Source organism: Planococcus sp. APC 3900 (assembly GCF_030407735.1).
Lineage (GTDB): Bacteria > Bacillota > Bacilli > Bacillales_A > Planococcaceae > Planococcus > Planococcus notacanthi.
Window position 1 is genome coordinate 24,867 of sequence record NZ_JASDCT010000005.1, and the last position, 21,092, is coordinate 45,958.

Annotated in this window: 23 protein-coding genes and 2 pseudogenes; 9 read left to right on the forward strand and 16 right to left on the reverse strand. The window is 40.4% G+C overall.

The genetic code is table 11. From position 1 onward, the window contains the following. Positions 1–286 precede the first annotated feature (286 nt). The 4 genes from QMA04_RS11260 to QMA04_RS11275 all read right to left on the reverse strand — a co-directional run bounded on the left by QMA04_RS11260 (position 287) and on the right by QMA04_RS11275 (position 3,017). Positions 287–649, reverse strand: coding sequence for a DUF5412 domain-containing protein (locus QMA04_RS11260; RefSeq protein WP_191714430.1), 363 nt, complete (start codon positions 647–649; stop codon positions 287–289). Positions 650–741: 92 nt separating this feature from the next. Then, positions 742–1,113: a YhfM domain-containing protein gene (locus tag QMA04_RS11265; protein ID WP_203339647.1), complete on the reverse strand. Its 372-nt coding sequence runs from the start codon at positions 1,111–1,113 to the stop codon at positions 742–744. A gap of 186 nt (positions 1,114–1,299) precedes the next feature. Further along, a complete protein-coding gene (locus tag QMA04_RS11270; protein ID WP_290185834.1) occupies positions 1,300–1,623 on the reverse strand; it encodes an IDEAL domain-containing protein in 324 nt (107 codons plus the stop codon). A 410-nt stretch (positions 1,624–2,033) separates the two neighbouring features. Next, entirely contained in the window at positions 2,034–3,017 is a 984-nt protein-coding gene (locus QMA04_RS11275) for a ketoacyl-ACP synthase III (RefSeq protein WP_290185836.1), read from the reverse strand. A gap of 256 nt (positions 3,018–3,273) precedes the next feature. On the opposite strand from QMA04_RS11275, the gene QMA04_RS11280 reads away from it, so the two are divergent. Further along, entirely contained in the window at positions 3,274–4,029 is a 756-nt protein-coding gene (locus tag QMA04_RS11280; RefSeq protein ID WP_290185838.1) for an SGNH/GDSL hydrolase family protein, read from the forward strand. 131 nt (positions 4,030–4,160) lie between these two features. On the opposite strand, the gene QMA04_RS11285 is transcribed toward QMA04_RS11280, so the two are convergent. Continuing rightward, positions 4,161–4,814, reverse strand: a complete 654-nt coding sequence (locus QMA04_RS11285; RefSeq protein WP_290185840.1) for a hypothetical protein — start codon at positions 4,812–4,814, stop codon at positions 4,161–4,163. Between the two features lie 390 nt (positions 4,815–5,204). On the opposite strand from QMA04_RS11285, the gene QMA04_RS11290 reads away from it, so the two are divergent. After that, positions 5,205–5,528 (forward strand): hypothetical protein, encoded by a 324-nt coding sequence (locus QMA04_RS11290; protein ID WP_290185842.1) that lies wholly within the window; start codon positions 5,205–5,207, stop codon positions 5,526–5,528. 137 nt (positions 5,529–5,665) lie between these two features. Further along, positions 5,666–6,400 (forward strand): Bax inhibitor-1/YccA family protein, encoded by a 735-nt coding sequence (locus QMA04_RS11295; protein WP_290185843.1) that lies wholly within the window; start codon positions 5,666–5,668, stop codon positions 6,398–6,400. A gap of 99 nt (positions 6,401–6,499) precedes the next feature. Here QMA04_RS11295 and QMA04_RS11300 read toward each other — a convergent pair whose 3' ends face one another. The 4 genes and pseudogenes from QMA04_RS11300 to QMA04_RS18225 all read right to left on the reverse strand — a co-directional run bounded on the left by QMA04_RS11300 (position 6,500) and on the right by QMA04_RS18225 (position 9,024). After that, positions 6,500–6,655, reverse strand: coding sequence for a hypothetical protein (locus QMA04_RS11300; protein WP_290185844.1), 156 nt, complete (start codon positions 6,653–6,655; stop codon positions 6,500–6,502). A 136-nt stretch (positions 6,656–6,791) separates the two neighbouring features. Then, on the reverse strand, positions 6,792–7,154 hold the full coding sequence (locus QMA04_RS11305; protein WP_290185846.1) for a hypothetical protein: 363 nt from the start codon (positions 7,152–7,154) through the stop codon (positions 6,792–6,794). A gap of 46 nt (positions 7,155–7,200) precedes the next feature. Further along, the gene (locus QMA04_RS11310) at positions 7,201–7,602 is read right to left on the reverse strand and encodes a hypothetical protein (protein WP_191714420.1); all 402 of its coding nucleotides are present in this window, start codon (positions 7,600–7,602) and stop codon (positions 7,201–7,203) included. A gap of 647 nt (positions 7,603–8,249) precedes the next feature. Continuing rightward, a pseudogene (locus tag QMA04_RS18225) lies at positions 8,250–9,024 on the reverse strand (DUF4240 domain-containing protein). Positions 9,025–9,239: 215 nt separating this feature from the next. Between QMA04_RS18225 and QMA04_RS11325 the strand changes: the two are divergent. Then, positions 9,240–9,695 (forward strand): GNAT family N-acetyltransferase, encoded by a 456-nt coding sequence (locus QMA04_RS11325; RefSeq protein WP_191714418.1) that lies wholly within the window; start codon positions 9,240–9,242, stop codon positions 9,693–9,695. 194 nt (positions 9,696–9,889) lie between these two features. On the opposite strand, the gene QMA04_RS11330 is transcribed toward QMA04_RS11325, so the two are convergent. After that, entirely contained in the window at positions 9,890–10,366 is a 477-nt protein-coding gene (locus QMA04_RS11330) for a cupin domain-containing protein (protein ID WP_191714417.1), read from the reverse strand. Positions 10,367–10,687: 321 nt separating this feature from the next. Further along, a complete protein-coding gene (locus QMA04_RS11335; RefSeq protein ID WP_290185853.1) occupies positions 10,688–11,572 on the reverse strand; it encodes a proline iminopeptidase-family hydrolase in 885 nt (294 codons plus the stop codon). A gap of 239 nt (positions 11,573–11,811) precedes the next feature. On the opposite strand from QMA04_RS11335, the gene QMA04_RS11340 reads away from it, so the two are divergent. Together QMA04_RS11340 and QMA04_RS11345 are read left to right on the forward strand one after the other, a co-directional pair. Further along, the gene (locus QMA04_RS11340; protein ID WP_290185855.1) at positions 11,812–12,504 is read left to right on the forward strand and encodes an AIM24 family protein; all 693 of its coding nucleotides are present in this window, start codon (positions 11,812–11,814) and stop codon (positions 12,502–12,504) included. Between the two features lie 100 nt (positions 12,505–12,604). Then, complete coding sequence (locus QMA04_RS11345; protein WP_191714415.1) at positions 12,605–12,991, forward strand: RDD family protein; 387 nt, start codon at positions 12,605–12,607, stop codon at positions 12,989–12,991. Positions 12,992–13,128: 137 nt separating this feature from the next. Here QMA04_RS11345 and QMA04_RS11350 read toward each other — a convergent pair whose 3' ends face one another. Together QMA04_RS11350 and QMA04_RS11355 are read right to left on the reverse strand one after the other, a co-directional pair. After that, positions 13,129–13,608 carry a hypothetical protein gene (locus tag QMA04_RS11350; protein ID WP_290185857.1) on the reverse strand — a complete coding sequence of 160 codons (480 nt, stop codon included), beginning with the start codon at positions 13,606–13,608 and terminating at the stop codon, positions 13,129–13,131. An 85-nt stretch (positions 13,609–13,693) separates the two neighbouring features. Next, on the reverse strand, positions 13,694–15,040 hold the full coding sequence (locus QMA04_RS11355; protein WP_290185859.1) for a hypothetical protein: 1,347 nt from the start codon (positions 15,038–15,040) through the stop codon (positions 13,694–13,696). Positions 15,041–15,360: 320 nt separating this feature from the next. Here QMA04_RS11355 and QMA04_RS11360 point away from each other — a divergent pair. Both QMA04_RS11360 and QMA04_RS11365 read left to right on the forward strand, forming a co-directional pair. Further along, positions 15,361–16,037: pseudogene (locus QMA04_RS11360) on the forward strand (NAD(P)H-dependent oxidoreductase). Positions 16,038–16,310: 273 nt separating this feature from the next. Then, positions 16,311–16,517 carry a hypothetical protein gene (locus QMA04_RS11365; RefSeq protein WP_191714408.1) on the forward strand — a complete coding sequence of 69 codons (207 nt, stop codon included), beginning with the start codon at positions 16,311–16,313 and terminating at the stop codon, positions 16,515–16,517. A gap of 337 nt (positions 16,518–16,854) precedes the next feature. Here the strand turns inward: QMA04_RS11365 and QMA04_RS11370 are convergent, their stop codons facing one another. Continuing rightward, entirely contained in the window at positions 16,855–17,997 is a 1,143-nt protein-coding gene (locus tag QMA04_RS11370; protein ID WP_191714407.1) for an endo-1,4-beta-xylanase, read from the reverse strand. Between the two features lie 876 nt (positions 17,998–18,873). Between QMA04_RS11370 and QMA04_RS11375 the strand changes: the two genes are divergently transcribed. After that, complete coding sequence (locus tag QMA04_RS11375; protein ID WP_290185862.1) at positions 18,874–19,032, forward strand: hypothetical protein; 159 nt, start codon at positions 18,874–18,876, stop codon at positions 19,030–19,032. A 122-nt stretch (positions 19,033–19,154) separates the two neighbouring features. On the opposite strand, the gene QMA04_RS11380 is transcribed toward QMA04_RS11375, so the two are convergent. Next, positions 19,155–19,658, reverse strand: a complete 504-nt coding sequence (locus tag QMA04_RS11380) for a hypothetical protein (RefSeq protein WP_290185864.1) — start codon at positions 19,656–19,658, stop codon at positions 19,155–19,157. Positions 19,659–19,927: 269 nt separating this feature from the next. Then, positions 19,928–20,920 carry an aldo/keto reductase gene (locus QMA04_RS11385; protein WP_290185866.1) on the reverse strand — a complete coding sequence of 331 codons (993 nt, stop codon included), beginning with the start codon at positions 20,918–20,920 and terminating at the stop codon, positions 19,928–19,930. Positions 20,921–21,092 lie beyond the last annotated feature (172 nt).

Here is a 21,092-nt window from a genome sequence, read left to right on the forward strand (position 1 = left end):
AAGCTATTGTTAAGTTGGTATTAAGAAATATTATTTCGTTCCAATAAATTGATTTTCTTAAGATAGCTGATTAGGCGTGTTAAAGATATCTGCTAGTTATTGCCTTATATAGCAACTATAAATTGCCGGGCGGATCAGGTCAAATATAAGTCGAGGGAACATTCTGTTTGCATAACAAAATGCTTTCAGTATGAAAGGAAATATGAAAAGGATTTTAAAAGTCCTCAATTTTAAATCGGAGCTGATAGTCTTTTGCAAGTCCTTATAAATTGCTAAAGGCATGCTATTATTCATTTCTAAAATCAAACTTTTCTTCCGGAACATCCAAGAGGTGCCCATTAATGTCCACGGTGTCGTCGTCAATCCAATTTATCACAGCTATGTCTTCCTTGTAATTCCAGTATATGTTCTTTGTTTTGCTGTCTTCAGTGTTAAACACCAATTCGCCTCTAATAGAATAGGCTACTGTAGCGCCGCCATTTGTCTTATACGCACGCACTGTATAGCGGCCATCAGGCGATACTGATTCCGTCAGATACTCACCTTCGGGCACGCGTTGAATATCAAAGAATGCCCAGTGGACACCATATGCCGCCAATGCAATGAGGACTGCAAAACTTCCAAAAACAATCCATACCTTTTTCACCATACCCATCACCTCTAAAATATAACGCTAATCAACCGCACAAGTTCGAATCCCACCGTTACAATTTCTATAATGAGGTAAGCTCGTTAATCGTTTTATCGGGCTTCCTCTATTATTTTATAGACCGCTTTTGACGACTTTTCCGAAAGACTATAGATGGTATGTGTGTCGTCGAGATCCATTATTGTCCCTTGCCTTTCATCTACCCAAAGATAATAGGAATTCTCTCCAAAATCGACTTGATATTCTGGATCTGCCATATCGACTATGCCTGGCTCTATTTTGGCTTTTTTGAACGCTTTCACAATTGTTCGGATCGCTTCAGAATCTGTGTATGTAACCAATGAATCTTCTTTAGTAACTAAAAAGCTTTCCATTTCATGAACATCCACTTTTTTAATATTTTCTGATGTACACCCGACCAAAAATAGAATGCTAAAAATGAACGATAGTAATAATTTCTTCATCAATCCACCCCCTGATAGACGATTAGACAAATAGTAGACAATAAAGTTTCAAAGCTAATATCTTTCATTGATAGAAGTTTCCTTTCTAGTAAAAGACAAATAAAAAATAACACCTAAATCCACAATTGCAGGTTTTTGAACCCTTGAGGAGTAGGTGCTATTCCTATTGATGTCATTGAGTTTATCTTAATTCACTGTTTCTTTTTTGCCATTTAATTGTGCAGAGAGTTCCTGGAACCACTCTTTGTCGTCAGTAGCCAATGCTAAATCGATCAGGAAGCCCAATTGCGCGGCATCTTTGGTATCGGATTCTGGAATAATTTCTACTTGGTGCACCGACATCGGAATGGTCAAGCCGATCATTTCTTCGTTGTCGCTTTCCACCACTGTAACGTTTACTGCTTCCTTAAGGACATTCATGGAATCGATGAAACCGATAATCAGCTCGTCGTGGCGGGATTTGCCTTTTACCCAATCACTTGTTTTTAGAATCGTTTTATTCGTACCCATATCTATGCACCTTCTTTACTTTATTTATCAATCATTGATAGTGAATTAAATCAGTCCTACGGTTTACTCTTTTGTTTCCCTAAAGAGCCATAAGCAAACATAATCCGTAGATTTTCAAACTGTGCATCGTTTCGGCCATCCGCTCGAGTTGTTGAAATCTACCATTGAATACTTCAGCGGAACTTTGGTGCTAAACCCAATTCTACGGTTCCAGAACGGCAAATACAATTTATATGCCTCAGCTTCGAGATAACTAAAATTCGCATTAATTGAGAAAATTTATTGCCTAAAATTGTTTGGGTGCCTGACACCTCTGCTCTATTTGAAAAAAATAAAAACGTCATCTTCGAATTCAAAGATGACGTAAAACTTATAACCCTTCAGCGAATTAAGCGGTGCTTCCACTCTACTTAAATCGACCAGTTGACCAGCATGCCAGCATGCGTCAAACCCCCACCAAACCCGTATAGCAGCAATTTATCGTCCGGCTTGATCTTCCCTTCCTGCATGCCTTTATCCAAGGACAATGGAATAGACGCTGCAGAAGTGTTGCCGTAATACTCCAGACTGTAAATGGTCCGTTCCAACGGCAGTCCATTTCTGCTGCAGATGGACTCGATGATGCGGAGATTGGCGCTATGCGGCACGAACCAATCCACTTGCTCTGTCTCAAATTGTGATTTTTCCATCAAAGCGTTCATCCCTTTAGGAACGGTGTTGACTGCCCATTTGTAGACTTCGCGTCCATTTTGATTCACGAATCCATTTACCGCCAATTCGTTGCCAAACATCTGCGTGGAAAGATCCGTACAGTAGAGATTGTTGGCCAGTTCCCCGTTTGTTCCCATATGGGAAGCGATAAAGCTCGGCTTTTCTTCATCAAATTCCACAAGCACGGCCCCGCCGCCATCTCCAAATAAGATACAAGTCGAACGATCGCTGTAGTCGAGGATCTTAGAGAAGGTCTCTGCACCAATCACTAAAATCTTTTTGTTCAGTCCAGCCGTGATCAAACCGTTGGCCATGTGAAGTCCGTATGCAAATCCGGAGCAAGCTGCATTCAAGTCGATGGCGCCGGTATTTCTTATCCCCAGCTTTGCCTGCACGAGAGCAGACACACTCGGCGTCTTAAAATCAGGAGTCATGGTGCAGACAATAATCATATCGACGTCATCAAGCGATTTTCCATAACGTTCTTTTAAATTTTCAACTGCTTTGATGCTGATATCACTGGTAAATTCATCATCAGCAGCAATTCGGCGTTCCTTTATTCCAGTCCGTTGGACAATCCATTCATCGTTTGTTTCCACTAATTCTTCTAACTGGTGATTCGTCAACCTCTTCTCAGGTACATATGATCCGATGGCTGTAATTCTTGCTTTGGAAATACTCATTTAAATCGCCCCTTTATGATGTCTTCGCCTCATTCTAACATCAACTATTAGTATTAGGTACTAATATAAGGTCTTATTCACAATTAAATTACAAGAAAGCTATTCCATCAGTTGCAAGTATTATGTTGACTTATTTAAAGCAATTCAAAGTGAGTGCTTAAATTTCCATCTTTTCCAACAAAATTTTAATAAAAAATACAGACAATTCAGATTTCCGGGTTTATAATGAACGAAAAAACAAGAAAGGAGGTGCCTTATGAGTAAAATGATAAAAATTTTTGTTGCTGCTTTAATCGCTTTGGCTCTTGGGACCCCTACAGCTTTAGCCGATAGCCATCATGGTCACGGCAAGGAGTCTCTTGTCGCTCTAGGAGATTCCATTCCTTTAGGCTACAATCTTGGGGAAACCAACGATCGTCCTGCCGAAGTCGCCTTTCCCTATCTTATCGGCGATGACGCTGATTTGCGGGTGCGCATTTTAGGAGTTCCGGGATGGCAGACGGACGACTTGCTTACAGCTTTGGATAGCAATAAGAAATTTCGAAAAGCCGTCCATCACGCTGACTACGTCACTTTGAACATCGGAAGCAACGATTTTCTGGAAATTTTAAGAGCCGCCAATGCTGAAAGTGGCGGAAATTCCGAGTTGTTTCTAACACTCATTCAACAAAAGCTCGCCAACAGTGATGCTTTTGACAATCTTGCAGCAAGCATTCACGAAATACGCTCGCTGACAGATGCACCAATTGTTCTGTACACTATTTATAACCCGTTCCAAGTGGCCGATCCGCTGCACCAGGTATCCGATCAATACTTGCCGCAGATCAATGCTGCTTTCGCTGAAATAGCGAATTCTTTCCATGATGTAGAGTTGGCTGATGCATATCATGCTTTTGGGAATAATCAGGCGGAATACGTCCTTCCGCAAGACATCCATCCAACAGCCGCCGGCCAGGAAGTGCTCGCTGAAATCGGTTTGGAAGCGTTTTGTTTTGATTTCGTTGAAAATTGATGCAATGAAAAGCAGCAGCCCTCATGGATAAAGGGCTGCTGCTTTTTAGGGTGAATTTTATTTACGGAATCATTGAAATAAATTTCTCGCTAGTTTGGCCATTTCAACAGGTTATAACTTTTTATAGCCTGCTATAAAGTACGTGTTTTCTCACCGTCAGTCAACTTAAAATGAATCCCGGATGATTCTCCAGATTCGATATGTTTCGGCACATCTGATAAGTCGAGCAACTCCTTGAATCGAATAGGCTCTATGCGATTTGCTTCTATTGTAATACTATACGGACCCGCTAAATTCATTAGAGACTCCATTCGTACACCGTCTTCAATAAAAAATGAATCGATAAATTCCAATTCAAATGACACAGCTTCATTACTTCGATTATGCAATACAAGCTCACATTCCCCATTCGCTATCTTTTGCCCCACCGACTCAAAATTGCACTTGCCATTGCTATCGTATGATATTGCTCTAATCCCGCTTGCAACTGTTTCTTGGTAAGCCGTAATTAAAAGTTTCGGCAAAAATGCATATAGGATCAACACAACTAGTATTGTTCGGAAGTGATATTTCTTTAATCCCTTGAACAACAAAATTAAAGCGATTATAAACAAAATGGCCCCCATTATCCCAAGTGGAATATATCCAGCTTGGTCACGAATTGGAAACGACATAAACGTAGTACGAGCATTTAACCTGACATTATTCGGAAACGGAAAATACAAAGACATGCAGATACATAAAATAACAAATGAACCAATGAGTGCGAGTTTACTTTGTATCATCGTGAAGTTCCTCTCCTTACTATATTAAATCTTCTACTATTTTCTATTGAGAAAATTGAATGTAATATCATTCACATCAAATTACATTCAACTTTACAGCCTTAATCAGTTTTAATTTACCATTTCATTGTCAGCTGTCGCCTTCTTACTTTACCACATATATCCAGTGATAGATTCTCTGTTATCGGAATAAAATAAATACTTTACCGCTTCTGCTGATCCTATATTGTGAAGTTTGCTCCGATTAAATTGGGAATTACTTTACAAGAACTCCATTTTCTATTCCTATATAAGCAATCCGAAAATCATTGAAACCTTCTTTCTTTTTCACCGTATAATAACCAGCAGCAGATTAACATTTATTTCAAAAAATACAAATTGGAGGTACACATGAAAAATACGCTGATCATCTTTTTCACCATCTTTGTGATTGCTGGCGGCAATTGGCTAGCAGCTATTGCGCTTAACGTCGCTTTCCTGGATGTGGCTATCCCCTTCGCAGGACTGGCGCTTGCCCTTATTTATTTTTTCAAATCCAAAGGAGGCATGGCCAGCCGCCGGTTGGACATGTCGATTCAAGGGCAAACGGGCATTCGAATGGAACAGAAAGCTTATGTGCCGGAAAAATCCTATATTTTCATCGGCTCAATTCTGTACTTGATTTTTGTAGTAGGATTCACCTTCTTCACATATCGGGAATATTTTATAGCCTGACTAATCGGTTTTATCCCATTTAACGGTTAGAGGCGTTGAAGAAATTATCATTGATTAGCGCTTCTCTTTATCGTGTATTTCTGTTTATGAAAAGGATATAATAAATGCTGCTACGAAAAATATGCGAGGTGAGAGAGTTGAGAAGTGGAAACCCGAGTTTAAAAGCCGATTCGTTCGATAATTTCAACGACACGAACATTGGCCGAAAAATGACCATTCAAGGAACGGTCAATAAAACATTCATTTTATTATTGCTGTTGCTGGTAACGTTCGTCTATTCCTGGAATCAGTTCGTCAATAGCCCGAACAGTGTATTGCCGTTGATTCTGGTTGGAGCCATCGGTGGCTTGATCGTTGGATTGGTGACAATCTTCATACCTAAAATCTCTCCTTTTACAGCACCTGTTTACGCTTTGCTGGAAGGATTATTCCTGGGGGCAGTGTCTGCCCAATACGAAGCTCAATACGGCGGCATCGTCTTCCAGGCTGTCCTGATCACAATTGGAGTGCTGTTCAGTTTATTGCTTGTTTATAAAGCGGGACTCATCAAAGTGACACAGAATTTCCGTCTCGGCATTGCCGCTGCCACGGGTGCCATTTTCCTGGTTTACCTGATTTCGTTCATCGGCGGGTTTTTCGGTTTTCAAATCCCTCATCTCCACGAAGCGACGCCGCTCGGCATTGCGATCAGCGTGGTCATCGTCATCATCGCCGCGCTGAACCTGGTGTTGGATTTTGACTTTATCGAAAATGCAGCTGATAAAGGGGTTCCGAAATATTTTGAATGGTATGGTGCTTTCGGTTTGCTTGTGACATTGGTCTGGCTGTACTTGGAAATACTGCGCTTGCTGTCCAAAATACGAAGCAGATAATAGAAAACGTCCTTCGGGGCGTTTTTTTCATACACAAATACAACCCGAAACCGGTCTGGTTTCAGGTTGTATTTTTTGCATGCACATGCTGAACTTGAATTAATTTGAAGCGGTTTTAGCCAATTCTTTTTTGGAAGATTGAACGGCTTTCTGCATTTTGTATTCCTTATAGCCCTTTACATGTTCCTTGTAAATTTCCAAATACGATTTAGTTGGGTTACCCATTCCTTTTACTTCCTTCATCATTACAGTCATCCTATTCATCCTCCTTGGTATGGTTCCACATAATAATTGCGTGCAAAGCTGTTTAATACGGGGCAAAAAGGGCATTATCCGACTACGGATAAGCTAAAATAAAATACTAACCGCTGTGAGGTTTCCCCGTTTAAACTCAAGGGATATATCTCTCGCTGCTGGATTCCCGGTGATAAGGTGTGATGGTAAATAACTCTTCAGGGCATTGCTGGGATACTTGATATAGGCTATGGAAGACAGTTGGTGTGAGTTCATAGCGCTGCATGCCATTCGGCAATGCTTTTGCTTTCGGTGATGCTTTTTCCAGCATGACTTCATCTATATCCACCCATACTGTCTGTACCTGTTCCTGTATCTTCCCTTCTTTCTCGTATCTGATTTCTTTCGCCAAACGGGCAAAGAATGTAATGAAAGAACAACCGTTTTCATCGTGCACGTCTTTGGATTTCAGAAAAAAATAACCAACCGATTGTTCAGGAAATTGTTCGATCTGTTCCATGACCATTTCTCCCCTTTAATCCATTTTTATCTGTGCAAATGCTTTTTTATCCCAGTGCATCAAGTGCAGCAACAAGGCGTTCCGCAAATACTTCCGGAGGCTCTTGTGAAGTCAAGCGGATACAATACATTCCGCATTCCATTGTCATGTGCTGCGAATAGCTGATGGGGAAATATAAGGGATGTGCAATTAGCGCTTGCGTAAAAGCCGCGAGTTCTTCCGGCATCAGACAAACACGCGCTTCGTTACTGCCATCCGGTCCTTCATCACTTAAGCTGAATGAAATATCCAAATCCAAGGACAAACTGACATCCAATACTTTGCTATTTTTCACGTAAACCGACCGTTTAGTTTTCAGTTGGTAAGTTCCATCTTGGCACTCCACTTCGCTACCCAAAATTTTACTTACCGCTTCTGCTGTTCCAGCCAGTTCCTCTGTTATAATCATACTAACTACTCCTTTACATCCCCTATGATGCTTTCGTAACTCTTAAGTTGAAATATAAAAATATCATTATTCAGATAATTTGATATTATTTTGTATAATCTAAAATTGTACTTTCTGCCTAAATATCACCTTATTTCCTGTTATTTATTTGCCTTACCGATACGTTAAGACTAGTCTATAGCATAAAATATGTAAAGTATTATAGAAAATTCTTTTAATTCAGAAAACATTAAAGCTTTTTTTATATACTTTCTTTATTTTCTGTCATGGCATTTCAATAAAAATGGATCATGTTTTTCATCCGTTCATTTATCCACATTTTCCATTCCACTAACCAAGCCACCTCATCTTGTTGAATCGAAAATCCTTTATCCATAAGGAGTTTTTAAATCAACAAAAAAAGAAGACGCACTAATATCTGCATCTTCTCTGCTTTTTATTGAGCCATCGGGTTATCATTTAAAACAGGAGTGCTTTCCGGCAATAAGACCACTCTTTCTAGAATGTTTTACTAAAATAAGTAAAAAGCTAAATTTTTTTCTTGAAATTTGCCCTCTTTCTTCCAATTCAAGCAGCTGATTATGCTGTTTAGTCGCCAAATCTTGTCGTTTAGAATGCGAGAAAAGGTTTTTAATCGCTTCTATCCTTTAACCTAAAGGAGTTTCTCCATACGCATTCCACAACAACGGAAATTTTTTGAACAAACCTTCTCCGTCATCTCCACTCCAATCAAACTCCATTTCGGGCTGCACGTATACGTCTCCCGACACCTTCCAATACTAATCGAGGTAGTCGTCTTGATCCATTCCGGTTTTTTCCTCAAACGCCGCACTGGCGCAGTACAGGAAATCTTCAAATTCCGGCACATCCTCTTCCATCCTTTCCAAATAAGGAAGGATGCTTTCGGGATTTTGAAGAGCTCCCTCATACGGTTCTTTTCCAAGAAACATCAGCCATGCACGGAAATAATCAAAAGAATCATCAGAGCAGCCTCCCATAATGATAAAGGCTGCTGCCCATAAATCAGATGTGTAGGATTTAGCATATTGCTGATTAAAATGGAAATCAAAGCCGACAATCTCATGCACCGGCTTTTTGGCCAATGAGCCACTCGAGCTGTTCTTCCGGGTCATCCCCTTTGAGATGAGCGGTTTCCAACAGGGTCCAAAATTGCTCTTCTGTCATTGAACCCTCCAAAACTTCTTATGTCTGTTGTCCGCTTTCCCGATAGCCTTTTTTAAACTTAGATTCGATCAATCTGTTCGCTTCTTTCAGACATAGTGTTTCTGAAGGAAATTCTTTTGTATTGATCGAGCCACGGGTCCCGATTCTTCCATAAGAAACGATAAAGAAATTGCCTTGCGCTTTTATTTTCCAGAATTTATTGGAGTAAGCTGTAATGCAGACCAATGATTTTTCCACTCGAGTCCCTCACTTTTGTTCATATTGACATCAGCATAGCACATTGAAATAAGGCAATAAACGACAGAGTTGAAAAACGTCTGCATGCTATAATAGATCCATACGCAATTTCCTCTCGTTTGAATAGATACCGGCAGTATTCTATAAAATGAATGCATATCTGTATTCCTGAGTAAAGAAAAAAGCGATTGCCGTCTTTCCGAAAGGGGAAAATAATGAGCATCTCAACTATCAGCCTTAAACAACTGGACGCAGAAAATTGGTATACCTGTTGCGAATTGAAAGTAGCAGAAGAGCAAAAGCAATTCATGGAGCCCAATGCAGTCTCTATTGTGCAATCAAAGTTCGAGCCCACACTAAAGCCCTTAGCTATCTATGATGGCGATACCATGGTTGGCTTTCTGATGTACAATTCCGTTCCAGAAGAACTGGATGCTTATTGGATTTATCGCATTATGATCGATAAGCAGTTTCAATACAAAGGAATCGGCAAAACGGCAAGCAGTTTAATGATTGACCACATGGTAAGTTCCTTGCAGGCGCAAAAGATTGCCGTCGGTTACCATCCTGCAAATCAAGGCGCACATAGTCTATACGCCAGTTTAGGATTTGTAGATGAGGGTGTCCGGTTTGGCAAAGAAATGTCAGTTGTCAAAACGATCATCCGTTGAAATGAAAAAGGACCCTTCGAGGTCCTTTTTCATTTCAACAACGAGTTATCCAGTATGCATTTTTTACGATCAGAACTAACTTCACGAATCTTCAGCACTAGTTCATTACTGTCGTAAAAACTGGTTGTATTTACTTGATTTCACAAGCTATTCTCTTTATAGACAATGTGCAGAACTTACCGCCTTGCCTTATTTTATCCTATAACTTCAATGCCGTATTTTTGAGCGGTTGCCATAAATTTATCCATATCAAAATTTACCGGTCCCGATGGCAATTCATAGTTATCGGCCGGTACGCCCATTTCGATGAAAAACTGTTCCACCCCAGCAGGCGTAAACATGAACAGCACTTTCGCGGGGGAAGACCCTTCCACTTTGAATTTATGCTTGATGTGGCGCGGAACAAATATGAACGTTCCTGCTTTTCCCTGGATTATTTTGTCTCCAACTGTGAATGTCAATTCGCCTTCCAGGACATAATACATGTCTTCTTCCTTGCTTTTGACATGCAACGGCGTTTCATATCCAGGCGGAAGCAGCCCTTCAATCAAACTGAAAACGCCATTTGTTTCTTGACCGGTTGCTTTTACTTCCATCAAAGTACCATTGAACCAATAGGCATCACCTTCTCCATGCGCAAACGAAAAAGCATTATTCATTTGCTGTACCACTTTCATTACCTCCCGGTTTTAGGGGAAAATAAAGCATGCGGCAAGTTCTGCACATTACCAACCAAGGAACTTTTTCCATGGACATAAAGCATATGGCGATTCCGCTACTACGAAGCCATGGATCCTGCGGCAAATCATACGAATAAAAAATAAGAGTATCTTTCAACCAGTAAAATCCGGCAACCACTTCTATGTATAAGCTATTTTTCACCTCGAATTATACGCCGGTTTTTCACAAAAATCTAGCATCCAGCAAGGGTCTGTGAGTCTGTAAATTCAAAAATCACCCAACAGGAATCTCTCTGCTGGGTGATTTTTTCTTTACGCTCCCGGCCGCAATTCCTGACGGTTCAGCCACTCGCGGACAGTCTCTACATAGGCTTCCGGTTCTTCTATTCCCGGCATATGGGAACTGTTTTCAAACACATGGAATTCCCCATCTTGAACCAGCCCGGCATAATGCTCCGTTGCTTCAGGCGTCGCTTCATCAAACCGGCCGCATGTGAACAAAGCCGGCATTTCAATCTCCTTCAGGCGCCCAGTCGCGTCGAAGTTTTTTAACGTTCCGGTAACTGTGAACTCAGACGCTCCCCACATGAAGTTGTAAATTTGATGGTTCAACTCTTTCATTTCTTCTTCCATCTCTTTTGGCCATGGTTCAACGCGGCACATATGGCGTTTATAAAATGCCTTTACCGCCTGCTTATATTCTGGAGAATCGGTCGTTTGTTTCCGTTCACATATTTCAATTGTCTCCTGAACTTCTTTTGGAAATTGCTTTAAATAATCCCGCTGGTCCCGTTCCCATCTTTGCGCGTCTAGTGCCGGTCCAGAAAAAATAACGCTTCGGACCCCTTCTGGCTTTTTGAACAAATAAGCAGCCAAAAGCATGGTTCCCCAGGAATGACCCAGTATATGAAACTCTTCCAGTTCAAGTTCCTGGATGACTTGTTCCAACTCTTCCACATAGCGCTCTACCGTCCATAAAGCCACGTCATCAGGGCGATCCGATTTGCCGCATCCCAGCTGATCATAATGGATTATCGGACGGTCTGTCCCCAATTGCCGGAGCGGATCACTGTCACTGCTTTTCGATCCCGGTCCCCCGTGAAGTACCAATAACGGGATGCCGGGGCCATTGCCGCTGATCTGGTACCAGACATTCCCTCCCGTAACCGGGATAAATCCTTCTTTAACGTTTGCCATCTATTCAGACCTCCTCTTCTGGTTTACTGATCTACTACTAATTCTTTTCCAGACGAACAAAGTCCTTTATTTATAAAAGCAACAACGAGCCTTGATGCCTAAATTCAGCTTCTAAGATATTAGATTCTGTTGCATATCTCACATCATATATTCAAACATCCCGATCATTCACTCTTCACGCTGGAACCATTTTCTTTCTCAAACGTACATACTAGTAATCACTGAAAGGAGAAATTGTCATGTCGAAGTACTCCATCCATCAATTTGTACAAACCACACAGCAAGATGACAGCGCTCGTGAATTTTTTGAGCTGGAGACGGATCGCTTATTGGAAGTGAACCTGAACGGGCTGGTCTGGGCAAAAGCAGGATCAATGATTTCTTATGAAGGAAACATCAAATTCGAACGCGAAGGCATGCTTGAACATGGGCTAGGTAAATTCGTTAAAAAAGCTTTCACTGGAGAAGGTGCACAGCTAATGAAGGCGAATGGGAACGGCAAACTTTATCTAGCCGATCGCGGCAAGAAAATCACCATATTGGATTTGGAAGGCGAAAGCATCTTCATCAACGGAAATGATTTGCTCGCTTTTCAAGACGGCCTGGATTGGGACATCAAACTCATGCGCCGCGTCGCTGGAATGATGGCTGGCGGGCTCTTCAATGTACGGCTGGAAGGCAACGGACTTGTCGCTTTTACTTCCCATTATGAGCCGCTCACCTTGCTCGTGACGCCTGACAGACCCGTATTCACAGATCCGAATGCTACCGTTGCATGGTCAGGGAATTTGGAACCGGATTTTGTTACAGACATTCAGCTGAAAAGCCTGTTTGGCAGAGGCAGCGGAGAATCCGTTCAGATGAAGTTTTCGGGTAATGGTTTTGTTGTGGTGCAGCCTTTTGAGGAAGTTTATACAATGCCGCAAGGATGATTCCCCACTATCTCTCATTCAAAAATGCGGGTTAATTTTTTCTCTACTGGAATTACTGATTAAAGAATCCGATAAAGAAAGATAAGAAAGGATGAATTGAATGGACAAGCTAATGAAAAAGAGAGTAAAAGGCATTTTGATTGATACAGCAATTTCCACAGCAGTTTCTGCGGCTGTAGAACAGGCAGTAAAAAAGAAAGTGAAAAATAGTTTTTTCCAAACGGTAGTTGCACCGGCAGTGGTCCTATATGGGTTGGAATATGTACAGATGCGAAAAAGCGGACAAACCATTGGACAAAAAGCAGCGGGCATCCAAATTCTGAGTGAATCCGGTGAAGAACTGACACCGAAACAGATTGTGAAACGAATGGTTCACCGGGATACTCTAAGTTCACTGATCTATTTGAAAAACCCGAAAAAATACAACACTACCGGAGCAAAATTTCCGCATGATGTATACGCAGAAACCGTGGTTAAAGAAGTTTGAAGAGAATCAACACAAAAAGAGCTGTCCCAAAAAAGTCTTGATCAATGACATGTAGGGACAGCATCTTTTAATTGAAAATTTAAATCCATTTTATAAAAACTTATATAAGATATTTTGAGCGCAAAAATTTTTTCCTCTTAAAAATCAATATCCCAATCTGCCTTCAATTTAGTCAGCAAATCTTTTGGGGGTTCGGCGATAAAATAAGAGGTTCCTTCTTGGTTCACTTGAATCGTTCCATCTTTATAGAATAGGATCGGATAAATATCCTCGCTAGTACTGTTGACGTTTGGTTTGTTGTAAAGCAGCATTCGGTAACTTCCTGGTGCTTCCAGGTCAGCTGTTCTGCTTTCAAGTTCTTCTTCACTTGCTTCGACAATTTCACTTCCGTTCAATGTATCAATCAACTCATTCGCTTTGTCTTCTCCATTGACTAGCACTTCTTCATAACCACTTGTATCAATTAATGAAGTAGCACCGGAAACCAAAACTCCCTCATAGCCACTTGGATGGTCAATCATCAGCGTTTTTTGAGTATCGGCATTTGTGCAAGCACTTAGCAAAACAAGCAGCACAACGAAAGTTGGAATTACAAGCCGCTTGATTAAAGTTGTCATGTCACTCCTCCATTTCTAGAACACGATCCATCAACTTTACCATAAAAGGGACTTTTTGTAATATCGATTCTCCCTGTCTCTGATTTCACCGCTTCAAGATTTCACTTTCTTCATCTTCATTATCCCCGTCCTCTGAACTCGTTAATCCAGTATAAATATATGCAAAAGCTAAGACGAGTACTGTACAGAAGGCCAAAACTGCAGCTAATCCAAATAGTCCGATAGCAGCCCATGGGTTCATAAAGAGGATTAAACAACTGACTATGAAAACAATGGCCGTAAGAACCGCACTTATTTTAGTTGGCAGATATCTTTTGTCTAATGCCGAATGAAAGTAAACGCTCAACAAACCGAACAACAGAATATAAAGTCCCGGTACCGTTAGCGGGTTTACGAATAATCGTGCGATAGCGGCTGGCTGAAACGTGTTATTCGATTCAGGAAATTCCAAAGTCAGCGGCGCTGTCTCACCGCTGTCAAAATCAACGGCCATTGCTTCATAAACCTCCGGCTGATCTGGCCAATTCGGTTGCATTAAGAAGGCGATCCGGTTTTCATGATGAAAAAACGATGGCGATGTCACTGATGCATGAAAGTCCGTAAGTGTCCTCTTTTCTCCGTTTGAAGTCTCCATCAAAAAAAGTTCGTATTCAAATAACGAGCCGGACTTTTTGGATTCTTCCGATGCAGCAGTATAAGCCAACAACTCTTGATTTTCCGAGAAATAAGGTTCATATAGGTCCTCTTTAAGAAACTGAGGCAAATAAGGACTTTCAACCTTCTCATCGAGTGAATAGGCTATCAGCTGTTGAATCCCGTCAAATTCCGTGTAATAAAGAGTGGTTCCGTCGGCTGAAACCGAGAGTTTAGACATGTCAAAAGCGTCTTTATCCGTTAATTTAAGAAATTCTCCATACGCGGTATTTACAGAAAACAAGTCAGCTCCGTTTTCCTTTTCACCTTCTGGCTTTAAAAAATCCTCTGCTGGAATCGCTACATAATATATGGTTTTCCCGTCCGGTGAAAAAGCAGCGGTGGATACATGCACATCCATTCCAGTTAATTGTAAAGGCTCACTTCCAGATTCAATACGCATATACTGAAGAGACTGAACACCTTCATTCCCAGCAGACAAATAGAGAATGTCTTCTCCATTAGGGGAGAATTGCGGCATGCGATGGTCCTCGTCTACCGGTTCTGTCACTTTCTCTACTTCCCCGTCTGACAAGCGGCCTTTGAATATTGCTTCTGCTCCTTGGTCATAATAGGAAAACAAAATCGTTTCATCATCTGGAGAGACAGAAAGACCGGAGCCCAATCCCGAATGAAATTTATACGGATCTTGGTTACTCACAAGAGTGTAGATAATGGCCGCCACAAAAAGAACAGCCACGATGCCTATGGATATCAATAAATTCCGATGATTTTTCATTAGTTCACTTCCCGCTCCTGGCATTTCATCCTTTTAGTAAAGACGAAACTTTCAAATAAAAGTTCAATTGATGATATTAACAGATTCACATAAAAATGCATAAACACGATGTTTGATAACAACTGAACTTTCCTATAGTGTCTAACGTACAACGCCAGTTGATTAAGTGTAAGATGTTATATTTCCATTTTTTATACTTCATTACTGGATGGCTAGGCTAAGCTCATCAAAACATGGAAAATATCAACCTATTTTTTATTGATGTTAAGTCTGATAAAAGCGAGCTTGCCTAAATACAACGAAGAAGGAAGTTTTTGAACATGACACAAAAAGTAATAAAAAGACAAGAAATTCTGGATGCGTTTCAATTTAGACGTGCTATAAAATCCTTTGACCCATCAAAAAAATCTCAGAAGAAGACTTTAATCTAATCTTAGAAGCAGCCCGACTCTCACCAAGTTCAGTTGGCTATGAGCCTTGGAAATTCCTCATTATTCAAAACCAGGAATTCAGAGAAAAGCTGAAAGAAATTACTCCAGGTGCACGAGGCACTCTTCCCACCGCAAGTCATTTCGTGATCATTCTTGCAAGAACCATCAAGGATACCAAGTACGACTCCGAATATGCGAAAAATCAATCGCTTAATGCCGGGCTTCCTGCTGAAATGTATGATCAAATCAAAGAAGCGTATAAAGAATTCCAAGAAAACCAACAAAATCTCCTGGTAAACGAGCGTACAATGTTGGATTGGGCTGGAAAATCAACCTATATTCCTTTTGCCAACATGATGACTGTCGCCGCTTTCCTAGGAATTGACTCTTGTCCAATTGAAGGGTTTCATTACGATAAAGTACAAAAGCTTCTGGAGGAAGAAAACTTATTGGAGGATGGCCATTTAGCTGTATCGGCTATGGTTGCGTTTGGTTACCGGGAAGACGAGCCTAAATTCCCGAGAGTAAGAAAAGACATGAAAGAAATTGTGCAGTGGATTAATTAATGATCATTGAACATTCCATGAGAACTGTAGTCACCATGCTACAGTTCTTTTTTATTGACCGAGGATATTATTTGCTTCCTGTAGACTCAATGATACGTAAAATGTTTAATTACAATAATCACTTAGAGTTTGTTATAAATTATTAGTTTGGTACTATTGAAATAAATAATTTTAATAATAATCTGTATTGTCCGAAACTGGTCTATCTCAACGATTGAAAGCTCTTCATTTGTGAGAGAACTATTATTTGCATAAGAAAGGGTGAGCACTGGTATGGAGAAAATAGAAAATTCTCAATGGAAACTTAGTATGGCTGGTTTTACAGCTTTTGTTTTAGCTACTATTTTCTATTTAATAACTGGTCCTAATGTACCTGGAATACTCGGCTTCTTAACATCCGCTATAGTATTGTTCATTCTGAATGCTATTTATGTTTTATACACAAAAAGGAAATCAAGGGACATAAAAGATCAGCAATAAACTAGCTGCTAGACCTCTGCTATTCCGACCATATAAAACTGTCCGTAGTACAATGCAGAATGGTTACTGATTAATGCCATTAAGGAGTTCATAATTGATTAGGTGTGAATGAGAATATCTTATTGTTGCTTCTGCTTGACCATTCTCAATTCCAACGATTTGATATAGGCTGTCGAATTTGTTTCATTCTTTTCACTCCGCTTGGTGTGTATCTCTCTATTTAGCATCCCTTTTTTTATATTATAAAAAACTGCCTTTCCGTTGTTTGTAGTACTAAACAACGGAAAGGCAGTTCAAAATTAGAAACAGTTATAAATCTCAAATAGCCAATTTTTTATTAATCCATAATAGCCCAGTAAGCGGGTTTCACTTTATAATCGCGTCCAAAAACAAATGGTGCGTCCACACCGACGCCGTCATTGTATTCTTCAGCACGATCATTCAACCACGTGTGATTATCAGCGATGCCCCAGAATGTGACACTGCTGATTTTGTCATCCAGTTTTTCATAAAGTTCGAACAAGTCATTGTAGCGTTCTGCCTGCGCTTGGAAACGTTCTTCTGGAATGTCTTCGTAAGTCGGATAAGCCGGTCTTGGCGGCCAGCCGTAAAGGCTGATATCCAATTCCGTTATTTGATTGTCCAGCCCGAGGCTTGCAAACATGTTGATGGAATCCTCAGTTTCCTGAAGGGAAGGCCAGCCTAATTGAATGTGTCCCTGATGCCCTACGCCATCGATCGGCACTCCATCTGCCAACAAGTCTTTCACCAGGTTATACAAATCTGTCCGTTTCGGTTCTACTTCAGTATTGTAATCGTTGATATAAAGTTTAGCGTCTTTGCCGGCAAATCTTCTGGCAGTCTCAAAAGCGACTTTGATATAATCCGTTCCTGTCAATTGGTACCATTGAGATTCTCGAAGGCCGCCGCCATCATCAATGGTTTCATTGACCACATCCCACGAATCGATATCATTTTTATAGCGTTTAACGATTTCTTTCACGTGCTTTTCTACACGCTTAAGAACGATTTTTTTATTTTTCTCACGTTTCTTCACATCCGTTTCATCAACCATCGGCTTGCCTTTCTCATCCAGGAAGAACCATTCAGGAACTTGGCTATGCCAGATCAGTGTATGGAAACGAAGCTCCATATTATTTTCTTTCGCGAATTTGACGATTTTATCTGCTTCTTCAAAGTTGAATTTACCTTCTTCAGGTTGAATCGAAATCGGCTTCATGACGTTTTCAGCCACAATGCTGTTGTAATGATGCTTCAGCACTTCCCCGCTTTCACCTTCAAGCTGAAAAGGTTCGACCGCAGCTCCAATTGCAAAGGAATCGGCGTATCGTTCATAAATCGGATCAACGTCCAAAGCCTTGAGGGAATCTTCAGCATTAGCGGAACTGTTCAATCCTGCAGGTAATAAAAGGGCTAAAGCCAAGCCAGTGATCATCGGTTTACGTAGAACTTTCAGCATTTCTTTCTCTCCTTTTAAAATCAAATTTTTAAAAAAGGTCATCAGAAATCTCCAATCCTACCTCCTGTCTGAAGTTTTAAGTCTGCAAAGCACTTATAAGAAAGCGTTTTCATATTCCGCTTTGCAAGCCCAAAATGATTATAGCAATATTCAGTTAGTTTGTATGTTATATAAACTAAGTTTTTATCTATAATCCTCAAAAGAGTTATATAGTAACAGAAACGTTAAATTTAAACTCCCGAAAATATAGACTGAATAGTACGAAAATACCAATAGTGGAAAACAGGCTTGTTTAAAGATTCTTCTTTTCCACTCGTAATCGATATTTTCTTCGGTCTTAATTTAACTTAACCAGAGAAATAACTTATTTAAATTTAATAAAAGGCCGTACTCATTTATCGAGTACGGCCTTTGAATCATTTTATTTCCAGCAAAGTTTATCTTCTGTCTTCTAACTTTTTTATAAGATGATCAACTCTCAGCGCCATATAAATGAGCACCATTGCTACAATGTTCTCTCAGGCGTTCCTGAAAAAGAACCCCCTCTATATGTACTGGTAATATAACTGAAAAGAGATAGAGATTATTTTATATTTCAGCTGCCTTCTAAATGAAGTCCGAAAACTTAATTCACTTCATCAATGGTTGCTTTCAGATTCCAAAGGGATAAAGATGAAAGTTGTCTTCTTTTAATGTTCATAAAGCTTAAATGCCAACTTCTCAGTAACATACTGAAGCTGGAACTGTGTATTTCCTATATTCTATTCTCATAACTCGGTCCATCATTACTAAAATTATTTTATATTACAATAATTGGTTTTAAAAGTATGATAAGGTAAAAACATGGTAATTTAAATATGAGTAGGAGTTGTGAAAATGAAATACCTGATCATTTTAATTCTTGCAGTCATGCTTACATGGTCTCTTATCGGCGCGATTATTCAAGATATGGATTTCGGTGGAATGGCCCTCTTCATCGGCGGAATTACTTGTGGATACCTTACCCGAAAAGCAGTCGAGCCGAAGGGCGAATAAACTCAAAAGAAAAAACATCCACTTTGAATTATCTTCATTTAAATGCCCTTTAGATTAAACCGTGCCCCTCTAAAATCAGTTTATATAGATTATGCACTGCTATGTATACTAAAGACCACATCTCACAAAACCGCTTTACGTTGTTTTCTATTCTCTTTAAAGATAGTTAAAAGCTGCAATCCATCACTTGGAAGTCCACCTAAAAATGCAGGGTAAGTAATAGGCATTAACGTCATGATGAATGCAATTAAACAAATGAACGCAATTCCAGTTATGATAGCGCCGATTACACCAGATATTAAAGTTGAGACTAAATACAAGGCTATAAAACTAAGGATTGAAGCAATCGGTCCACCTACAAGAAAAATAGCTTGTTGTTTAGAAGTAGTTGGCGGTAGCTCTTCCGGAACCACTGAGTAACAGACTCCTGAAATGGCAATGTTTACATAACAAGTAATTCTCCCGATCCGAAACCTCAGTTTTTTCTCTTTGCTGGACGAACCCACATAAACTTCCGCTTTTGCTTTCTTAACGCTCATTATTAAAGCCAGTGCATGACCCATTTCATGTATAAAAAGCGCCAATGTAATCATAAGCAAAACTAATATTAATTCCAATAGCATCATGATAATGCTTACCTCCATTATTTAAAATGTATGAGTTCAAAAGCTAGATTATTTGAAATAGTTCATTTATATTTTAACATTTATTATATTAGAATCCAGTATTTTCTAATTCGGCGAACACTATTCATTTTATTTCTGAGATAATAAATTCTAAAAAGCGCAATTCCGCTCTTCCCGAAAATAATATGGCGTACAAATTTAAAAATAAGCACAAAAAAAGTTCCGGCTATTAAACCGAAACCTTTTTGCTACTGCTACATCTACTTAATCTACATCTTACTTCCCGGCAAAACCGCTTTAGAAGAAACGAGTCCGGTTTCCATAAGTTCTTCCCAAAAAGCAGCTGGAATCTCCGCCTTCATAGCTTGCAGGTCTTCTTTGATGCGATCTGGCCGTGTTGAACCTGTTACTACCGCCTTCACTGCCGGATGCGCTGTCGAAAATTGAAGTGCTGCATCTTTTAAGTTCACATCATGATTATTGGCCACATCATTAAAGTGGTTGACTCTCTTCTGGATGTCAGGCGAAATTTCCTGGTAATCAAAATAGTCTCCTCCGAGCAAGGCACCGGAGTTGAAGGCCGATCCGATGACAAGTCCACCTTCTTTTTCAAGCGCCAGCCGCATCATTCGCTCAAGTGCACGTTCATGCTGAAGCAGTGTGTACTGCGTTGCGGACAAGCTCAAATCCGGATGGGCCTCCTCCAACTCAAGCGCCACTTCGATTGGTGTTGTCGTGTTGACACCGAGGCCCCACGCCTTGATGATCCCTTCGTCTCTGAGGCGGTCCAGCACTTTAAAGGCACCTTTTCGCGCTTCATCAAATTTTGTAATCCATTCATCTCCAAGAAAATCCGGTGACAGGTCATGCACAAAGACCATGTCCAAGCGATCTGTTTTCAGGCGTTTCAGGCTGTCTTCAATCGACCGGAGCGTCCCTTGTTCTGTATAATCCGTTTGTATTTTGTTCTTGCGGCCATGTTCGAACAACCCTTCTTTTTCTTCCTCTTCGTCCAGTATAATCCGGCCTACTTTTGAACTCAGCAGGAAGTCATCCCGTTTATAGGAAGACAACACTTCTCCAAGTCTAAGCTCAGCCAATCCAGCTCCGTAAAACGGCGCCGTATCAAAATACCGGATGCCTTCTTCCCAGGCGGACTGGATTGTCTTCATCGCTTCATCTTCCGGTACCGCTCTGAACATATTGCCGAGCGGCGCTGTACCTAGACCCAATTTGTTTTTTATGATGATTTCGTTTTTCATGAGTGAGCACCTCTTTAATAGATAGATTTTGTGAATGCATCTATAAGTATCTACCCGTCTGGAAATTGGATAAACTGGGACAATGCTGTAGCAATTCATCAGTTAAAATGGACCCTGTAAGCTTTCGCTTTACAAGGTCCATTCCAAAAGTTAATTGATCTTTTTAAGGTAC